Origin of the sequence: Bacteroides sp. CACC 737 (genome assembly GCF_013874375.1) — a bacterium.
GTDB classification, from domain to species: Bacteria; Bacteroidota; Bacteroidia; order Bacteroidales; family Bacteroidaceae; genus Bacteroides; species Bacteroides uniformis.
On the sequence record NZ_CP059408.1, the window covers coordinates 4,088,609 to 4,106,728 of the forward strand.

Here is an 18,120-nt window from a genome sequence, read left to right on the forward strand (position 1 = left end):
GGTTACAAAATTGTTAATATAGTTTTTTTTTGATTGGTTATGGAGAAGTCTGTCCGTGAGGAATGTACTTCTCCTTCTTTTTTCTGCCCATGAAACAAATGAGGGGGATAAAATGATAAAAAAAGACGGGCTTTTCTTGTTTTTTTATCGGCTTTTTGCTTCATTTGCAATAAAATATGTGTTCCTTATCTCCGATAGAATGAAAAGATTGCTATTACTTGTCTTATGGGTTTGGGTAGCTTGCTTCACTGCCGCTTCGCACAACTACATGTTTAAACATTTGGAAGTAAAAGACGGGCTTTCCAATAACCAGGTTAATGCCATTTATAAAGATTCACATGGATTCATGTGGTTTGGCACAGCTTCCGGGCTGAACCGTTATGACGGCTATGATACCAGGATATACCGCAGCCTGAAGGATGACGGCAATTCGCTGCCGGATAGTTATATTGAGGACATTCAGGAAGATGCTACTGGAAATTTGTGGGTACGTACAGGAGCGGGATATGCCATTTATAACTCTGTATCCGATATTTTCGACCGCAATGTGGAGGGCTGGATGTGGCATATTGGGATAAGTGGGAATCCTTCCACTGTGTATATTGATAGCGAAAAGATTTTCTGGATTTATGTGGCGGGTAAAGGTATTTACTGTTATAAGCCGGGACAAGAGAATGCGGTGATGGTGGCTGGTACTGATACCTTGTTGACAGAGATGAACATAACAGACATGACGGAATGTAGTGAGGGAATCTTGTTGGCTTTCGGCAATGGAGTTCTGGCTTGTCTGGATAGGGAGAAGTTGAATGTAAAATGGACTTTCGACGGTATTGCCAGTCAATGGGGGAAAAATCAATCAGAAACTTTCACTTTGTTCGTTGACAGTCATGAACGTGTCTGGATGTATAGCGTTGAAGGAATGTGGGTTTACCATCTGCCGAAGAAAAGCTGGGAGGTGCGTTCTGTCAGGAGCGATCGCTCTAACATGGTACGGGCCATTTCGCAGGATAAGTATGGAAACATTTGGATTGGTAGAGACCAGGATGGAATTGAAGTGATAGGTCTGGATGGAGAGAGCGTGCGATTGATGAATGACCCTAATAATGAGCGTACGATTTCCAACAATACGGTGACTGTTCTCTATGAAGATAATGTTGGTACCATGTGGGTGGGCACTTATAAGAAAGGTGTTTCATTTTACAATGAAAGTAGCTTCAAGTTTGGCATTGTCGATTTGGGTGACATTAATTGTGTGGAGGACGGACAAGGGGATATTGTGTGGTTGGGGACCAATGACCGTGGACTGGTGCGCTGGAATATGGTGACGGATGAACGGAAAACCTTTTCGCATACGGCAGATCCCCGTTCCATTTCAAGCGATGTGATTGTCTGTCTTCTTCAGGGTCGTGACGGCCGGTTGTGGGCAGGAACTTTTTGGGGCGGACTGAATTGTTATGACGGTAATCGCTTTATCCATTACCGTGCCAACAAGGATGACAAGAACTCACTGGCTTATGACAATGTATGGGCACTGGCCGAAGACGCTGACCGGAATATCTGGGTGGGGACTTTGGGGCAGGGATTGCAATGCCTGGACCCTAAAACGGGAATTTTTACAACCTATTCTACTGGGAATTCCAATCTGGTGTCGGATTATATCTCATCCCTTTGTGTAGGGCGCAACAATACATTATATATTGGAACTGCAGCAGGCATAGCTGTCATGGATTTGTCCACCAGGAAAATTGCGAACTTTACCGGTACAAAGTCCGGTAAGACCACTCTCTCAAATTTGGTCATCAATCAGGTGTATGAAGACAGTAGAGGACTGCTTTGGCTGGCTACACGCGAGGGACTTAATGTATACGATCCGCAACGGGATGAAATACATGAAGTCCCCATAAAATCCGATTTCTCGAAACTACTGATATTAGGTATCACGGAAGATGATAATAAAGGAATGTGGGTCAGTACGGGAGGGGAGCTGATAAATGTGGTTCTGCTGTCGGACAATAAGACGGGACAGATTTCTTTTCGTTGTTATACTTATAACGATAAGGACGGGTTGCAGACTTGTGATTTTAATCAGCGTTCTCTTAAACGCCTGCATACGGGTGAAATCGTAGTAGGAGGACTGTATGGACTGAACCGTTTCAGACCTGATAACATAAAGTACAACCGTACACTACCTAAAGTAATGTTTACCGGATTTCAACTGTTCAATGAGGATGTAAAGGTGAACGAAGAGTATGCAGGCCATGTGATATTGAAGGAGGCGCTGAATGAAACGAAGGAAGTGGTGCTGACTTATAAGCAGAACGTATTTACGGTGTTTTTCGCTTCGGACAATTATGTGTTACCGGAAAAGACGAGGTATCTTTATAAGTTGGAGGGATTCAATGAGGACTGGTTGACGAGCATGTCCGATATGCACCGTGTGACCTATACGAATCTGGCTCCCGGTACGTATGAGCTGAAAGTAAAGGCTACGAATAGCGACGGATATGCAGGTACTGAAGAGGCTTGCTTGAAGATAGTGATTCTTCCGCCTTTTTGGATGACTCCATGGGCATACACTTGTTATGTGCTGTTATTGCTCGGTAGTTTGTTTCTGGCTTTCTATACGGTGCAGCGTAGGGAGCGTAACAAATTCAAGATACGCCAGATGGAGCGGGATGCCAAAAAGAACGAGGAAGTTAACCAGATGAAATTCCGTTTCTTCACGAATGTCAGCCATGAATTGCGCACTCCGTTGACGCTGATTATCTCGCCGTTGGAGAGTATGATGAAGGAGACGGCAGATGAAAAATGGCAAGACAAACTGGGTATGATTCACCGCAATGCATTGCGTCTGCTGAATTTGGTGAACCAGCTGCTTGATTTCCGTAAGAATGAGATGGCGGGTTTGCACCTTACTCTTTCCGAAGGAGACATTGTGGCGTATGTACGTAATATCTGTAGCTCTTTTCTGATGCTTTCGGAAAAAAAACATGTGCACCTTACTTTCTTTTCGGCGGTGGAATGGCTGAATATGTCCTTTGACGAAGACAAGGTGGGCAAGATTGTGATGAACCTTCTGTCCAATGCCTTTAAGTTTACTCCTAATGGCGGGAGGGTGGATGTTTCGTTGGAAGTGCTGAAGGGCTCTCCGGAAACTCTGGAAATCAAAGTATCCGATACGGGGATAGGAGTCAAGGATGAAGACAAGGAAAGGATATTCGAACGGTTCTATCAAGCGGAGCACGAAGGGGAGGATAATCATTCCACCGGGAGCGGTATCGGGCTAAGCTTGGTGCGTGACTTTGTGACGCTCCATGGTGGTGCTGTGCGTGTGTTCGACAATGTGGGTTCGGGCAGCGTATTTGTAGTGGATATTCCTATCAAGCATTCGGTGGTGAATGTTGCTACGCCTTTGTCGGAAGAAGCGGCCGAAGAAGATGCGGTTGCGCTGGAAGTGATTGGGGGGACAAATCGGGAAAAGGAAGAATCGGCCGGAGAAAAGAAGAAGCCCTTGGTGCTTATTGTGGATGATAACGAAGATTTTGTTGCCTTCATGAAAGACAGCTTGAGTCTTTATTTCTCCATTCAAGTAGCTGCCAACGGACAAGAAGCATGGAATGTCATCCCGGAGCTGAAGCCCGACCTTATTGTCAGTGACTTGATGATGCCCGTAATGGATGGCAACGAACTTTGCCGCAGGGTAAAGACGGACAAGCATACGGAGAATATACCTTTTGTGTTGCTGACTGCCAAACAGTCGGTAGAGAATAAAGTAGAGGGCTTGACTATCGGTGCGGATGATTATGTGACGAAGCCGTTTAATATGGAAGTGCTGATATTGCGTATGCGAAAGCTGATAGACCTTAGCGGTAAGAATAGGCTGCGTACAAAGATTGACCCCGAACCAAGTGAAATAGCCATTACTTCGTTGGATGAAAAGCTGGTGGAAAATGCTATCAAATATGTGGAAGCGAATATTGCACGTAGTGATTTGTCCGTAGAGGAGCTGAGCCATGAGTTGGGTATGAGCCGGGTACATCTTTACAAGAAACTCTTGCAGATAACCGGTAAGACACCCATTGAATTTATCCGTGTCATCCGTCTGAAAAGAGCGGCGCAGATGCTGCGCGAGAGTCAGCAAAATGTATCGGAGATAGCGTATCAGTTGGGCTTTAACAACCCCAAGTATTTCAGCAAATATTTCAAGGATGAATTCGGTGTTTTGCCCTCTGTTTATCAGGAAAGAGAGGGTAAATAACAAAAGATACCCCTTACGGAAACATATTGTCTTTTAGGGTAATCAAAAGCGCCCTTGTGTTTCAACATCGGGGGGACCCGTTTTTGAAGGAAACTTTCTATTTTTACATCGGAGAAAATTCACTTTAAAAACAGTAATATGAAATTGAAAAACACTTCAGTTTATTTGCTTGCCGGATGGATGCTCGCCGCATGTTCCGGAGGCGGATTCCAAAAGACCGAGAACGGTGTTGTTGTGGAAGTCAAGCAGCAGCAACCGACGGATGTGCGTAAAGTAAGATTAGAAGTAATGGGCGAGAAGCTCATTCATGTATCGGCTACTCCTGAGAAGGAATTTTCAAAGGAGCAGAGTCTCATTGTGATCCCTCAACAGAATAAGACCGACTTTAAGGTCGAAGAGCAGGGTGATGAAGTGACTGTCAAGACATCGGAATTATGTGCCATTGTGTCCAAGACAACGGGTGAGGTACGCTTCACGGATGCTGACGGCAAGCAGATTCTGGCTGAAGACTCTGACGGGCGGACCTTTACTCCGGTGGAAGTGGAAGGTACGAAAGGATATACAGTACGTCAAGTATTCCAGTCGGCAGGCAATGATGAGGCTTTCTATGGCTTGGGCCAGCACCAGGCGGATGAGTTCAACTATAAAGGTAAGAATGAGGAACTGTTCCAGTATAATACAAAGGTGTCTGTACCCTTCATTGTGTCTAATAAGAACTACGGTGTGCTTTGGGACAGCTATTCGCTCTGCCGTTTCGGTGACCCGCGCGATTACTCACAGCTGGGTGATGTCTTCAAACTTTATGATAAAGAGGGCAAGGAAGGTGCTTTGACCGGTACATATATTCCGGGCAAGAAAGACGTGGAAACCCTTGTACGTCGTGAGGATTCTCTTTATTTTGAACATCTGGACCGTGCCGCACATCTGAGTAAGGTGATTAATTTGCCTGAGGAGTTCCCGTTCGGAGGGTCCGACGTAGTTTATGAGGGAGAAATAGAACCGGCAGAAAGCGGCTTGTTCCGCTTCATCCTTTACTATGCAGGCTACATGAAAGTATATATTGATAATGAGTTGGTGGTTCCCGAACGTTGGCGTACGGCTTGGAATCCTAATAGCTATAAGTTTGCTGTCAATCTGGAAGCGGGCAAGCGCGTTCCGTTGAAGATAGAATGGAAGCCTGACGCCGGAATTTCTTACTGCGGTCTGCGGGCATTGAGTCCGGTGGCTGATGAAGAACAGAACAAACTCTCCTGGTGGGGTGAAATGCAGAATGAAATAGACTACTATTTCGTTTATGGTGATGATATGGACGATGTGATTAGCGGCTACCGTACATTGACAGGTAAATCCCAGATTATGCCGAAATGGGCGATGGGTTACTGGCAGAGCCGTGAGAAGTACAATACGCGTGAGGAGGTTCTCTCCACCTTGAAGGAATTCCGTGAACGTCAGATTCCTATCGACAATATCGTAATCGACTGGCTGCACTGGAAGCAGGATTCTTGGGGAAGCCATGAGTTCGACCCCGAACGTTTCCCCGATCCGAAAGGAATGGTCGACTCCATCCACGCCATGAATGGACGTTTGATGATTTCCGTATGGCCCAAGTTCTATGCTACGACCGAACACTTCAAGGAATTTGACGAAAAAGGCTGGATATACCAGCAGGCTATTAAAGACAGTATTAAAGACTGGGTAGGTCCCGGCTATCTGGGCTCTTTCTATGACGCATACGATGCCGATGCACGCAAGCTCTTCTGGAAGCAGATGCAAGACCATTACTATCCTCTCGGCATAGATGCCTGGTGGATGGATGCCAGCGAACCGAACATACGCGACTGTACGGATTTGCAATACCGCAAGGACCTTTGCGGTCCGACAGCACTCGGCCCCTCTGCCAAGTTCTTCAATGCATACGCGCTGATGAATGCCGAAGCTATCTATGACGGACAGCGCGGCGTGGAACCGGATAAACGCGTCTTCTTGTTAACACGTTCCGGCTTTGCAGGATTGCAACGCTATTCTACTGCCACCTGGAGTGGTGACATCGCTACCCGTTGGGAAGATATGAAAGCACAAATCTCTGCCGGCCTGAACTTTGCTGTCAGCGGTATCCCTTATTGGACTATGGACATCGGCGGATTCTGTGTAGAGAACCGTTATGTGGCTGGTCAGATGGAATTCAACAAGACTGGACGTGAAAATGCTGATTATAAGGAATGGAGAGAGTTGAATACCCGTTGGTATCAGTTCGGCGCTTTCTGCCCGTTGTTCCGTGCACACGGCCAGTATCCGTACCGTGAGGTTTGGAATATCGCTCCGGCAGGACATCCGTGCTACAACTCCATCGTTTATTATACGAAGTTGCGTTACAACATGATGCCGTATATCTATTCTTTGGCAGGTATGACTTATTTCAATGATTATACCATCATGCGTCCGCTCGTAATGGACTTCACAGCTGATGCAAACGTCAACAATATAGGTGACCAGTTCATGTTCGGTTCTGCCCTGATGGTGGCTCCGGTTTACGAATACGGTGCACGCAACCGCGAGGTTTATTTCCCGGCAAGCTGCGGTTGGTATGACTTCTACTCCGGCAAGTATGTGGACGGTGGCCAGAAGCTGACAGTGGATGCTCCTTATGAACGTATTCCGCTCTACGTTTGCGAAGGTGCCATTGTACCTTATGGTCCGGATATGCAATACAGTGATGAAAAACCGGCTTCGGAAATCACACTCTATGTCTATACGGGTAAGGACGGTGCATTTACACTCTATGAAGATGAAGGTGTGAACTATAATTACGAGAAGGGACAATATGCCACTATACCCTTTGCTTATAACGATGCTGAAGGTACACTGGTTATCGGTGACCGTACGGGTGACTTCCCTGGTATGCTGAAGGAACGTACTTTCAATGTAGTGAAGGTAAGCAAAGATCAGCCGCAACCGTTCGATTTAAAGGCGAAAGGCACAACAGTGAAGTATGCCGGAAAAGCGCAAACTATAAAATTATAATCAGAATGATAGACGACGGTGCCAGGGAGAGAAATCTTCCGGGTGCCGGTCTCGTTGTTCCCCGGTGCCAGAAACTTCCCTGCTTCTGAATAGCTGTAAGAGAGGAATAGGCACTCGATAATCTTTTAGATATTTATTACCATGAATAAAATCATATTGTCTTTGGCCATCGGGCTGTCCCTGCTGGTTGGTTGCAATGCTCCTAAAGAGGTAGCTGGCGATGACCGTAGCTTGGATTTTACTGCCGACTGGGCCTTTCGCTTGGGAGACGATACAGCGGCATCCCGTTCAGATTATAATGACGCAGACTGGCGGAAACAGAACTTGCCCCACGATTGGGCTGTTGAAGGAGAGTTCAGTCGGGACAATCCGTCAGGAACAGGGGGAGGTGCTCTGCCTGGTGGTATAGGTTGGTATCGTAAGACTTTTATTGCCGATAAGGTCGATGAGGGCAAGCGCTATCGCATAGATTTCGATGGTGTCTATATGAACTCCACCGTTTATATTAATGGGCATGAACTGGGAACACGCCCCTATGGATACATCTCGTTTAGTTATGATTTGACTCCTTATATTAAATGGGGGGAGAAGAATGTGATTGCTGTAAGAGTGGACAATGCCGAACAACCCAATTCACGTTGGTATTCCGGTTGCGGTATCTACCGTAATGTGTGGTTGACGAAACTGAATCCGGTGCATGTGGCACAGTGGGGTACCTACGTGACGGCAGAAGAAGTGTCGAAGAACAGTGCCCGGTTGAAGATACGTACCAGTTTACAGTACGATGTAGAGACGCAGACGGAAGATTCCGTGCAGCAGGCCGACGGTACATATGTTGTGTTCGATTCGGAAATTATTCCTCTGATTGATGTCGTCCTGCAAACCCGGTTAGTGGATGCCGACGGTCATGTGGTAGGTGAGGCTGTGTCGGAAGCTCAGCTGATGCCTGTCGCTCCGGCAGAAATGGAGCAGGAAATAGAATTGAAGAATCCTAATCTCTGGAGTATTGATGCACCTTATATGTATAAGGTAGAAAGCATCCTCAAGAATAAAGAGACCGGCGAGGTACTCGACCGTTATTATACTCCTACCGGCATCCGTACTTTCCGCTTCGATGCACAAAAAGGATTTATCCTGAATGGTGAACAAGTGAAGATAAACGGTGTCTGCATGCATCATGACCTGGGTTGCCTGGGAGCTGCGGTGAATACGCGCGCCATCGAACGCCAGTTGGAGATTCTGAAAGAAATGGGTTGCAACGGAATCCGTTGTTCCCATAACCCTCCTGCACCGGAGCTGCTCGACTTTTGCGACCGTATGGGCTTCATCGTGATGGACGAGACTTTCGACATGTGGCGCAAGAAAAAGACCCGCCACGACTATTCACGCTATTTCAACGAATGGCACGAACGTGATTTGACTGACCTTATCCTGCGTGACCGCAATCATCCTTCCATCTTCATGTGGAGTATCGGCAACGAAGTGCTGGAGCAGTGGACGGATGCCAAAGCCGACACCTTGAGTCTGGCAGAGGCCAACCTGGTCTTGAACTTCGGCCATAGTGCGGATATGCTGGCAAAGGACGGAGAAATGTCCGTCAACTCACTGCTGACAAAGAAACTGGCGGATATGGTGAGAAAGCTCGATGCCACGCGCCCCGTGACGGCAGGCTGCAACGAGCCGAATCCGAACAATCATTTGTTCCGTTCCGGTGCGCTTGATATTATCGGCTTCAATTACCATGACGACTGGTTTGCAGGTGTTCCCGAGAACTTCCCCGGTAAGCCGTTCATCGTAACGGAAAGTGTTTCCGGCCTGATGACACGCGGTTACTACCGGATGCCGAGTGATTCGATGTTCATCTGGCCCGAACGTTGGGACAAGCCTTTCTATGATGCCTCGTTCTCTTGCTCCTCCTACGACAACTGTCATGTTCCTTGGGGCAACCGTCACGAAGGTACTATGCGCCATGTAAAGAACAACGACTTTATCAGTGGACAATACGTCTGGACGGGCTTCGATTATATCGGTGAGCCTACTCCTTACGGTTGGCCGGCACGTAGCTCTTACTTTGGCATTATCGACTTGGCTGGCTTCCCGAAGGACGTCTACTATATGTATCAGTCCGAGTGGCGTCCGGACAAGGCGGTGTTGCATCTTTTCCCACATTGGAATTGGACGGAGGGACAAGACATAGATTTGTGGGCATATTATAACAATGCCGACGAAGTGGAGCTTTTCGTGAATGGAAAGTCGCAGGGTGTGCGCAACAAGGGAAAAGACGATTTCCACGTCATGTGGCGCGTGAAGTATGAGCCGGGTACGGTAAAGGCTGTTTCCCGCAAGGAAGGAAAGACTGTGGCCGAGCAGGAAATCCGGACAGCGGGTGAACCTGCACAGATTCGTCTCAGCCCTGACCGCAGTACCATTCAGGCAGATGGCAAAGACTTGAGTTTCATTACGGTTGAGATTCTGGACAAAGATGGAAATTTGTGTCCGAATGCCGAAAACGATATGACCTTTGCCGTAGAAGGTGCCGGCTTCATAGCCGGAGTGGACAACGGAAGCCCTATTTCTATGGAGAAGTTCAAGGACAACCACCGCAAGGCTTTCTACGGGAAGTGCCTGGTGGTACTGCAGAACAACGGTGAACCGGGTGGTGTCAAGGTGACGGCTACGGCTGATGGACTGGAGAAGGCGACGACAACGATTAAAATTAAATGATAATTTAATGTGCCAATTAAGATATGAAGAATAAATTTTTAGCAACCCTATTATTGACATGCTCCATCAGTACCGTGTCTGCACAGACACCGGTCTATATGGACGATGCACAACCTATTGAAGCACGTGTAAAGGATGCCCTTAGTCGGATGACGCTGGAAGAGAAGGTAGCCCTTTGCCATGCGCAGAGTAAATTCAGCAGTGCGGGTGTTCCGCGACTCGGCATTCCCGAGCTTTGGATGAGCGACGGCCCTCACGGTGTCCGTGCCGAAATCAACTGGAATGACTGGGGATATGCCAACTGGACCAATGACAGCATTACCGCTTTCCCGGCCTTGACTTGTCTGGCCGCTACCTGGAATCCGGACATGTCTGCCAAGTATGGCAAGGCCATCGGTGAGGAAGCGCGCTATCGTGAAAAGGATGTGTTGCTGGGCCCCGGCGTCAACATCTACCGCACTCCGATGAACGGGCGTAATTTTGAATATATGGGCGAGGACCCTTATCTGGCCAGTGTGATGTGCGCACCTTACATCCAGGAGTTGCAGAAGAACGGAGTGGCAGCTTGTGTCAAGCACTATGCGCTGAACAACCAGGAACTGTGGCGCGGACATATTGATGTGAATCTTAGCGACCGTGCTTTGCATGAAATCTATCTGCCTGCATTCAAGGCTGCGGTAGAAGAAGGAGGTGCCTGGAGCATTATGGGCGCTTACAATAAGATTCGTGGCCAGCACGCCTGCCATAACGATTTCACACTGAACAAGATTCTGAAAGATGACTGGAAGTTCGATGGCTGTGTCATTACCGACTGGGGCGGTGCCCACGACACCTATGAAGCTGCCGTCAACGGTCTGGATATTGAAATGGGTTCTTACACCAACGGTCTGACGTCCGAGAGTGTATTTACCTATAACGATTATTACCTTGCCAACCCTTACCTCCAGATGTTGAAAGATGGCAAAGTGCCGATGTCTACAATAGACGACAAGGCTTCCCGTATTCTTCGTCTGATATTCCGTACGGCGATGAACCGTCAGAAACCCTATGGTTCGGTAGCTACGGAAGAGCATTATGCCGCTGCCCGCGAGATAGGCAATGAGGGCATTGTGCTCTTGAAGAATGTTCCGGTGGTAAAGAAAGGTGCTCCGTTGCTGCCGATTGATGCAGCCAAGTATCAGAATATCCTGGTGGTGGGCGATAATGCCGTACGCTTGCTGAATCAGGGAGGAGGCTCTTCCGAACTGAAAGTGAAGGATATGGTATCTCCGCTGGATGGCTTGCGTGCCGCTTATGGCGATAAGGTAGCCTATGCGAAAGGCTATGCCGCCGGTCGTCCGATGTACGGCCGTGCAGATGAAATTCCGCAGAATGTGGTAGACTCACTCCGTGCAGAAGCTGTGGAAATGGCGAAAAAGGCAGACTTGGTGGTATTGGTAGGCGGATTGAACAAGAACCACTTCCAGGATTGTGAAGGCGGCGACCGTCTGGAATACGGCTTGCCTTTCGGGCAGGATGAACTGATTGAAGCTTTGCTGGGTGTAAACAAGAATCTCGTTTTGGTACTTCTCAGCGGCAATGCGGTGGAAATGCCGTGGGTATCCCGGGTCCCTGCCATTGTGCAAGGTTGGTATTTAGGCTCCATGGGTGGCAAGTCTCTGGCTGACATCTTGAGTGGTGCGGTAAATCCAAGCGGAAAGTTGCCCTTCTCTTTCCCTGCCAAGTTGACGGATTGCGGTGCACATGCTTTCGATGAACTCAGTTATCCGGGCGACAGCATTAAGCAGGAGTACAAGGAAGATATTCTGGTGGGCTATCGTTGGCATGACACCAAGAAGATTCCGGCACTCTTCCCCTTCGGTCATGGCTTGAGCTATACTACTTTTACATATGGCAAACCGGTGGCTTCTGCCAAGACCATGGCTGCCGACGGTACGCTGACGGTGACAGTTGCCGTGAAGAATACGGGTAGCATTGCCGGAAAAGAGATTGTACAGCTTTATGTAGGCGATGATAAATGCAGTGTGCTTCGTCCTGTAAAGGAGCTGAAACATTTTGCAAAAGTCGCTCTGGCACCGGGCGAGGAGAAGAGTGTGACTTTCACCCTTACTCCGGATGATTTGAAGTTCTACGATGAGGCTTCCGCAGCTTGGAAGTACGAATCGGGTAAGTTCAAGGCATACGTTTGCGCTTCGTCTGCCGACGTCCGTGGTGTAGTTTCGTTCGAAATGCAATAAACTTATAATCAGTGCGTAACCACTGCAAAATCAGTGCAACTATTTTGCAGTGGTACTGCATACCTTTTGCAGCGCTACTGCAATTGCTTTGCAGCGTCACTGCAAAAGGTATGCAGCAATGCTGCAAAGTGTATGCAGTAATGCTGCAAAATGTATGCGGTAAGTTTGCAGCCTGAAATCAGAATCAAAAAACAATATGAAGACACTTGCCACTCTATTTCTGCTTGCAGCCTCGTTGCTGCTTCGTGCAGCCGATGCGCCTGCCGACAGTTGTAATCATCAGCTATACTATACATCGCCCGCCGCTATCTGGGAGGAGACTCTTCCTTTGGGTAACGGACGCTTGGGCATGATGCCCGACGGAGGCATTCTCCGTGAGCACATTGTGCTGAATGAAATTTCATTATGGAGCGGAATGGAGGCGGATTATAGCAATCCGGATGCCTCGAAGAGTCTGCCTGCCATTCGGCAACTGTTGTTTGAGGGAAAGAACCGAGAGGCACAGGAACTGATGTACAGCAGTTTTGTTCCGAAGAAGCAGGAGACTGACGGGAGATATGGAACCTATCAGGTATTGGGTGATTTGGATATAGATTTTACCTACAATTCTTCATTATCCATTCTCAATTCTCCATTAAACAACTATCGCCGTTGGCTCAACTTACGCGATGCGGTGGCATACACGGCTTTCAGGCTGGAAGATGTCGATTACCGCCGTGAGTATTTTGTTTCCCGTGACCGTGATGTCATGCTGATTCATCTGGTTGCCGGACATGAAGGGACTCTGAACTTCTCTGCCCGTTTGAGCCGTGCAGAACATAGCCTGGTGACTGTCCAAGGGAACACCCTTTTGATGGACGGCATGTTGGAAAGCGGTAAACCCGGTTTGGACGGTATGAAATACCGTGTGGCGATGCAACTCGTGCAGAACGGTGGTGAATCATCTGTCAGCCCGGGAAATGGTATCTGCTTGAAGAACGGGCAGGAAGCCTGGTTGATACTTTCTGCCACTACCTCCTATGCCGCTGCCGGTACAGACTTCCCGGGCGAACGCTATGCGGAAGTCTGCGACAGCTTGCTCCGTCCTTTCACCACCCCCGCTAATTCTCCATGTTCCATTTTCCATTCTTCATTATCCAACCATGTCACTGCCCACCGTTTCCTCTACGACCGTGTTTCCTTGACGCTTCTTGCCACGCCGGATGATACGCTCCCGACGAACGAGCGCATCCTCCGCTTCACACAGCAGGAGTCGCCGGCATTGGCTGCTTTGTACTATAACTACGGACGCTATCTGCTCATCAGCAGTACACGCCCCGGCAGTCTGCCGCCCAATCTGCAAGGACTCTGGGCAAATGGAGTATCGACTCCTTGGAACGGGGACTATCATACGAACATCAATATCCAGATGAACCACTGGCCTTTGGAACAAGCCGGTCTTTCCGAACTCTATCAACCGTTGACAACGTTGATGGAGCGCCTTGTCCCTTCGGGAGAAGCAAGTGCGCATACTTTCTATGGCGATGAGGCAGATGGCTGGGTACTCCACATGATGACCAACGTATGGAATTATACCGCTCCCGGTGAACACCCCTCCTGGGGAGCTACCAATACCGGTGGCGCTTGGTTGTGTGCCCATTTGTGGGAACACTATCTGTATACGCAGGACAAGAATTATCTGCGTCGTATCTATCCCGTCTTGAAAGGTGCCGCCCGGTTCTTTAGTTCCACCACCGTGCAGGAGCCTTCGCATGGCTGGCTGGTAACTGCTCCCACTTCTTCTCCGGAAAACAGCTTCTATGTGCCGGGTGACAGCGTGACTCCCGTCAGCATTTGTATGGGTCCCACTATGGATGTGCAACTGCTTACCGAGCTTTATACCAATGTCATTACCGCCGCCCGCCTGCTGGATTGTGATGCGGACTATGTGGCGAAGCTTGAGGCAGACCTGAAGAAGTTTCCGCCCATGCAAATCAGTAAGGAAGGATACTTGCAGGAATGGCTGGAAGACTATAAGGAAGTGGATGTGCAACACCGCCACGTTTCCCATCTCTACGGCTTGCATCCGGGAAACCTGATTTCGCCGGAGTCCACCCCTGAGCTTGCCGAAGCCTGCCGGATGACCTTGAACCGTCGTGGAGATGAGGGTACCGGTTGGAGCCGTGCTTGGAAGATAAACTTCTGGGCTCGTTTGGGCGACGGAAACCGTGCTTGGAAACTCTTCAAGAGTTTGCTGCATCCTGCTGTCGATACTGCGACGGGAGGTCATGGTAGCGGCACTTTCCCTAATTTGTTCTGTTCGCATCCTCCTTTTCAGATTGATGGCAACTACGGTGGCGCGGCGGGAGTCGGCGAAATGCTGCTGCAAAGTCATGAAGGCTTTATCCATCTGCTTCCTGCCCTGCCGGATAGCTGGACTACCGGCAACTTCCGTGGAATGCGCGTACGTGGCGGTGCTTCCATAGACCTGGACTGGAAGGATGGACGGGCAACGAGGGCTGTTGTTACCGCTCTTGTTCCGGGTAAATTCATCCTAAAGATGCCCACAGGCGCCGTCCGTGCCCAAGTGAAGATAGGAGGACGTACGCATACTTACAAAGAACCGGTATTTCCGTTGGATTTGAACAAGGGAGAGGCGGTGACCATACATTTCTTATAGGAACGTTCCCCTCCGACAAAATTATCAAGTTATTTGTCTTTCGCGTCCGAATACTGTACATTTGCAGTGCATGTAGAACAAATATCTTAGATAATTATGAAAAATAGAGTACGTTTTTTCTTCTTGTTTCTCGGCTTGCTGGGAGCGTTGGCAGTTCATGCACAAATCAATGAGTTGCCACGTTCCACACCCGAGGCAGAAGGAGTCCCTTCCAAGGCTGTCACTGCCTTGTTTGATTCACTGATGGCATTGCCGAAAACAGACATCCACAGCGTGGTGGTGGTGCGTCACGGCAAGGTCATCGGAGAAATCTATCCGGCTCCGTTCGCACCGGAATATCGCCATACCATGTATTCCTGCTCCAAGACCTTTGTCGGGGCTGCCGTAGGGCTGGCCATTGCAGACAACCGCTTGCGCTTGACAGACCGTGTCGGTGCTTTCTTCCCGGAGCTTCTTCCGGATTCGGTTTCCGCTAATCTGGCAGACATGACTGTCCGCGACCTGCTTACCATGACATCGGGTGTCACTCCCGACTGGAATATGCGCAATCTCACTCCCGACTGGATACGTACCTTCCTTGCCAAACCGGTGAAAACTCCGGGCAAGAAGTTTGAATATGATTCGATTAGTACCTATATGCTTTCTGCCATTGTGCAGAAGGTGACGGGCATGACCTTGCTGGATTATCTGAAGCAGAAGCTTTTCATCCCAATGCATATCACGGACGTTGCGTGGGAACTAAGCCCCGAAGGCATCAATACCGGTGGCTGGGGGCTGCATATCCAGAGCGAGTCATTGGCAAAATTCGGATTGCTGCTGCTGAACCGGGGTGTTTGGGAAGGCAGGCAGTTGCTTCCGGCTTCCTGGGTGGAGCAGATGATGACCAGACAGATAGGAGATTATGGCTATCAGATGTGGCTTTGCGAATATCCGGGTGCTGTACGTGCTGACGGGGCTTTGGGACAATACATTCTGATTGTTCCGGATAAGGATATGGTAGTGGTCATTACCGAATGTACATTGATAGACGGTCGTCGGCAGCGTCGTTTGGTCTGGAACCGCTTGTTGCCGGAGACAGGTGACCAGGCATTAGTGCCCGGTAAGGACTACAAGCGCCTGCAGAAGAAACAGCGTTCTTATCAACTGCCGTTAGTGCAAGGAAAGGCTGCTTCCTCCCTTTCACAGAAATACGCAGGCAAGCGCATCCTGCTCGGAGAGAACAAATACGGATGGCAATCCATCGAGCTGCAATTTAAGCAGCAAGAAGTAGTGATGACTGTGGTGGAGAAAGACGGAAAGACATACAGTCTTCCGTTTGGCTATAAGCAATGGTCGAAAGCGGCAATTGATGGCTATCCTCCGTATTCGGTTGCTGCAAAGGGGCGTTTTAAGGGTATAGAAGGCCCTTTCCAGGTAGCAGGCAGTTATGCGTGGGCGTCACCTGATGCTTTGCAACTGAAAGTACATTATGTCAGCTGGATAAGCGCCCTTGGGCTTACGCTCCGCTTTGAGGATAACAAGGTACTCCTGACTGTTACGGAGAATTATTCTTCGGGTGAAGGGGTGACTTTCGAAGGTACATTAGCACATTAAAATAATGAATCATATTTTGCTTACTCTAAAACGGCCTTTTATCTGGCTGTACCGTTTTCGGCACCGTTGCGGCTACGGTGTACATTCTCCTTTTGCCTTTAACCTAATTACGCATGTAATTTACGAAAGTACGGCTTATTATAAATATGAAGAGCTGGCCAAGGCACAGAAGCAACTGGAGCTGGAGAAAGATAGACGTTGGAAGTACGAATCGAAGAAAGTAAAACGTCTTCTGTTCCGTCTGGTAAACTATACCCAGCCGGAGACCATTGTAGATGCCGGTACGCTTGCCGCTTCTGCCCTCTATCTGAAAGCGGGGAAGGAGGGGGCGGATTATACCTCGGCTTCCGACCTTTCCGAGCTCTTTCTGGAGAGTGGCGTTCCCGTTGATTTTCTTTATTTGCACGATTATCGTCGTCCCGGTTTTGTAGAGGAGGTCTTCCGCATCTGTTCCGCCCGTACCAGGGGAAAGTCTGTTTTTGTGATTGAGGGTATCCGTTACACTCCGCAGATGTCTGCCCTCTGGAAACGTATGAAGCAGGACGGGCGGGCGGGTATTACGTTCGACCTTTATGACCTTGGTATCCTATTCTTCGATAAAACAAAGATAAAACAAGACTATATTGTCAACTTTTGATTATCTTTAGGCGTTTCAATAGTGATTAGCGGTTAGTGATTAGTGCTTAGCTCCACTTACTGGCTGCTAAACATTAATCCCTAACCCCTAAACATTAATTCCTTATGAAGATATACACTAAAACCGGAGATAAAGGAACCACCTCTCTTGTAGGTGGAACCCGTGTACCCAAAACCCATATCCGCCTTGAGGCGTATGGTACGGTGGATGAACTGAATTCCAATCTGGGTCTTCTCATCACGTACCTGCCTGACGGGAAGGATAAGGATTTTCTGCAGCAAGTACAAGACAGACTTTTTGCCGTAGGCTCTCATCTGGCCACAGACCGGGAGAAAATGGAGCTGAAAGAAGCCAGTATCATCGGCCCGGAGCAAGTGGAAATGGTGGAGCGGGAGATAGACCGTTTGGATACTCTTTTGCCCCCTCTTTCGGCTTTTATTCTTCCCGGTGGAAGTCGCGGTGCGGCAGTTTGTCACGTTTGTCGTACGGTTTGCCGCCGTGCAGAGCGTCGGATTCTTGCTTTGGCCGAGCAGGTGGAAATCGCTTCGGAATTACTGGCTTACGTGAACCGCTTGTCTGATTATTTGTTCGTCCTTTCCCGTAAAATGAATCAAGACGACAAAAAAGGTGAAATATTTTGGAATAATAGTTGCAAGTGAAATAAATTGTTATACTTTTGCCGAAAAATAGAAATAGGACTTAATATTCACAATTTTAATACTAGAGACTATGTATTGGACATTGGAATTAGCATCTAAACTGGAAGATGCTCCTTGGCCGGCAACTAAGGATGAATTGATAGATTATGCCATGCGTTCGGGTGCTCCGCTTGAAGTGATTGAGAATCTGCAGGAAATGGAAGATGAAGGCGAGATTTATGAAAGCATAGAAGATATTTGGCCCGATTATCCCAGCAAAGAGGACTTTTTCTTCAACGAGGAGGAATATTGATACGCTTTAAAAGAAAAAACTTACCGGTATGTCTGGTAAT

9 protein-coding genes are annotated in these 18,120 nt (G+C 48.5%); all 9 read left to right on the plus strand.

The window, feature by feature from the left end; all coding sequences use genetic code 11:
• The first annotated feature begins 199 nt into the window (after positions 1 to 199).
• Positions 200 to 4,258, plus strand: coding sequence for a hybrid sensor histidine kinase/response regulator transcription factor (locus tag H1A11_RS16910; protein WP_117599962.1), 4,059 nt, complete (start codon positions 200 to 202; stop codon positions 4,256 to 4,258).
• A gap of 138 nt (positions 4,259 to 4,396) precedes the next feature.
• Positions 4,397 to 7,279 (plus strand): TIM-barrel domain-containing protein, encoded by a 2,883-nt coding sequence (locus tag H1A11_RS16915; protein ID WP_131225703.1) that lies wholly within the window; start codon positions 4,397 to 4,399, stop codon positions 7,277 to 7,279.
• A gap of 141 nt (positions 7,280 to 7,420) precedes the next feature.
• On the plus strand, positions 7,421 to 10,003 hold the full coding sequence (locus tag H1A11_RS16920) for a glycoside hydrolase family 2 TIM barrel-domain containing protein (RefSeq protein ID WP_181757484.1): 2,583 nt from the start codon (positions 7,421 to 7,423) through the stop codon (positions 10,001 to 10,003).
• A gap of 23 nt (positions 10,004 to 10,026) precedes the next feature.
• The gene (locus tag H1A11_RS16925; RefSeq protein ID WP_181757485.1) at positions 10,027 to 12,240 is read left to right on the plus strand and encodes a glycoside hydrolase family 3 C-terminal domain-containing protein; all 2,214 of its coding nucleotides are present in this window, start codon (positions 10,027 to 10,029) and stop codon (positions 12,238 to 12,240) included.
• Positions 12,241 to 12,436: 196 nt separating this feature from the next.
• Positions 12,437 to 14,899 carry a glycoside hydrolase N-terminal domain-containing protein gene (locus H1A11_RS16930; protein WP_181757486.1) on the plus strand — a complete coding sequence of 821 codons (2,463 nt, stop codon included), beginning with the start codon at positions 12,437 to 12,439 and terminating at the stop codon, positions 14,897 to 14,899.
• A gap of 96 nt (positions 14,900 to 14,995) precedes the next feature.
• Positions 14,996 to 16,492: a 3-succinylated cholic acid synthase gene (gene bas-suc, locus H1A11_RS16935; protein WP_119961952.1), complete on the plus strand. Its 1,497-nt coding sequence runs from the start codon at positions 14,996 to 14,998 to the stop codon at positions 16,490 to 16,492.
• A gap of 4 nt (positions 16,493 to 16,496) precedes the next feature.
• On the plus strand, positions 16,497 to 17,129 hold the full coding sequence (locus H1A11_RS16940) for a hypothetical protein (RefSeq protein WP_117964247.1): 633 nt from the start codon (positions 16,497 to 16,499) through the stop codon (positions 17,127 to 17,129).
• 104 nt (positions 17,130 to 17,233) lie between these two features.
• A complete protein-coding gene (locus H1A11_RS16945; RefSeq protein ID WP_117964246.1) occupies positions 17,234 to 17,788 on the plus strand; it encodes a cob(I)yrinic acid a,c-diamide adenosyltransferase in 555 nt (184 codons plus the stop codon).
• A gap of 70 nt (positions 17,789 to 17,858) precedes the next feature.
• Positions 17,859 to 18,080 (plus strand): DUF2795 domain-containing protein, encoded by a 222-nt coding sequence (locus H1A11_RS16950; protein ID WP_002558131.1) that lies wholly within the window; start codon positions 17,859 to 17,861, stop codon positions 18,078 to 18,080.
• Positions 18,081 to 18,120 lie beyond the last annotated feature (40 nt).

Excerpts from the sequence above, each read along its gene's own strand:
- H1A11_RS16910 (WP_117599962.1), top strand. The coding sequence starts at position 200 with ATGAAAAGATTGCTATTACTTGTCTTATGGGTTTGGGTAGCTTGCTTC.
- H1A11_RS16915 (WP_131225703.1), top strand. The coding sequence starts at position 4,397 with ATGAAATTGAAAAACACTTCAGTTTATTTGCTTGCCGGATGGATGCTC.
- H1A11_RS16920 (WP_181757484.1), top strand. The coding sequence starts at position 7,421 with ATGAATAAAATCATATTGTCTTTGGCCATCGGGCTGTCCCTGCTGGTT.
- H1A11_RS16925 (WP_181757485.1), top strand. The coding sequence starts at position 10,027 with ATGAAGAATAAATTTTTAGCAACCCTATTATTGACATGCTCCATCAGT.
- H1A11_RS16930 (WP_181757486.1), top strand. The coding sequence starts at position 12,437 with ATGAAGACACTTGCCACTCTATTTCTGCTTGCAGCCTCGTTGCTGCTT.
- bas-suc (WP_119961952.1), top strand. The coding sequence starts at position 14,996 with ATGAAAAATAGAGTACGTTTTTTCTTCTTGTTTCTCGGCTTGCTGGGA.
- H1A11_RS16940 (WP_117964247.1), top strand. The coding sequence starts at position 16,497 with ATGAATCATATTTTGCTTACTCTAAAACGGCCTTTTATCTGGCTGTAC.
- H1A11_RS16945 (WP_117964246.1), top strand. The coding sequence starts at position 17,234 with ATGAAGATATACACTAAAACCGGAGATAAAGGAACCACCTCTCTTGTA.
- H1A11_RS16950 (WP_002558131.1), top strand. The coding sequence starts at position 17,859 with ATGTATTGGACATTGGAATTAGCATCTAAACTGGAAGATGCTCCTTGG.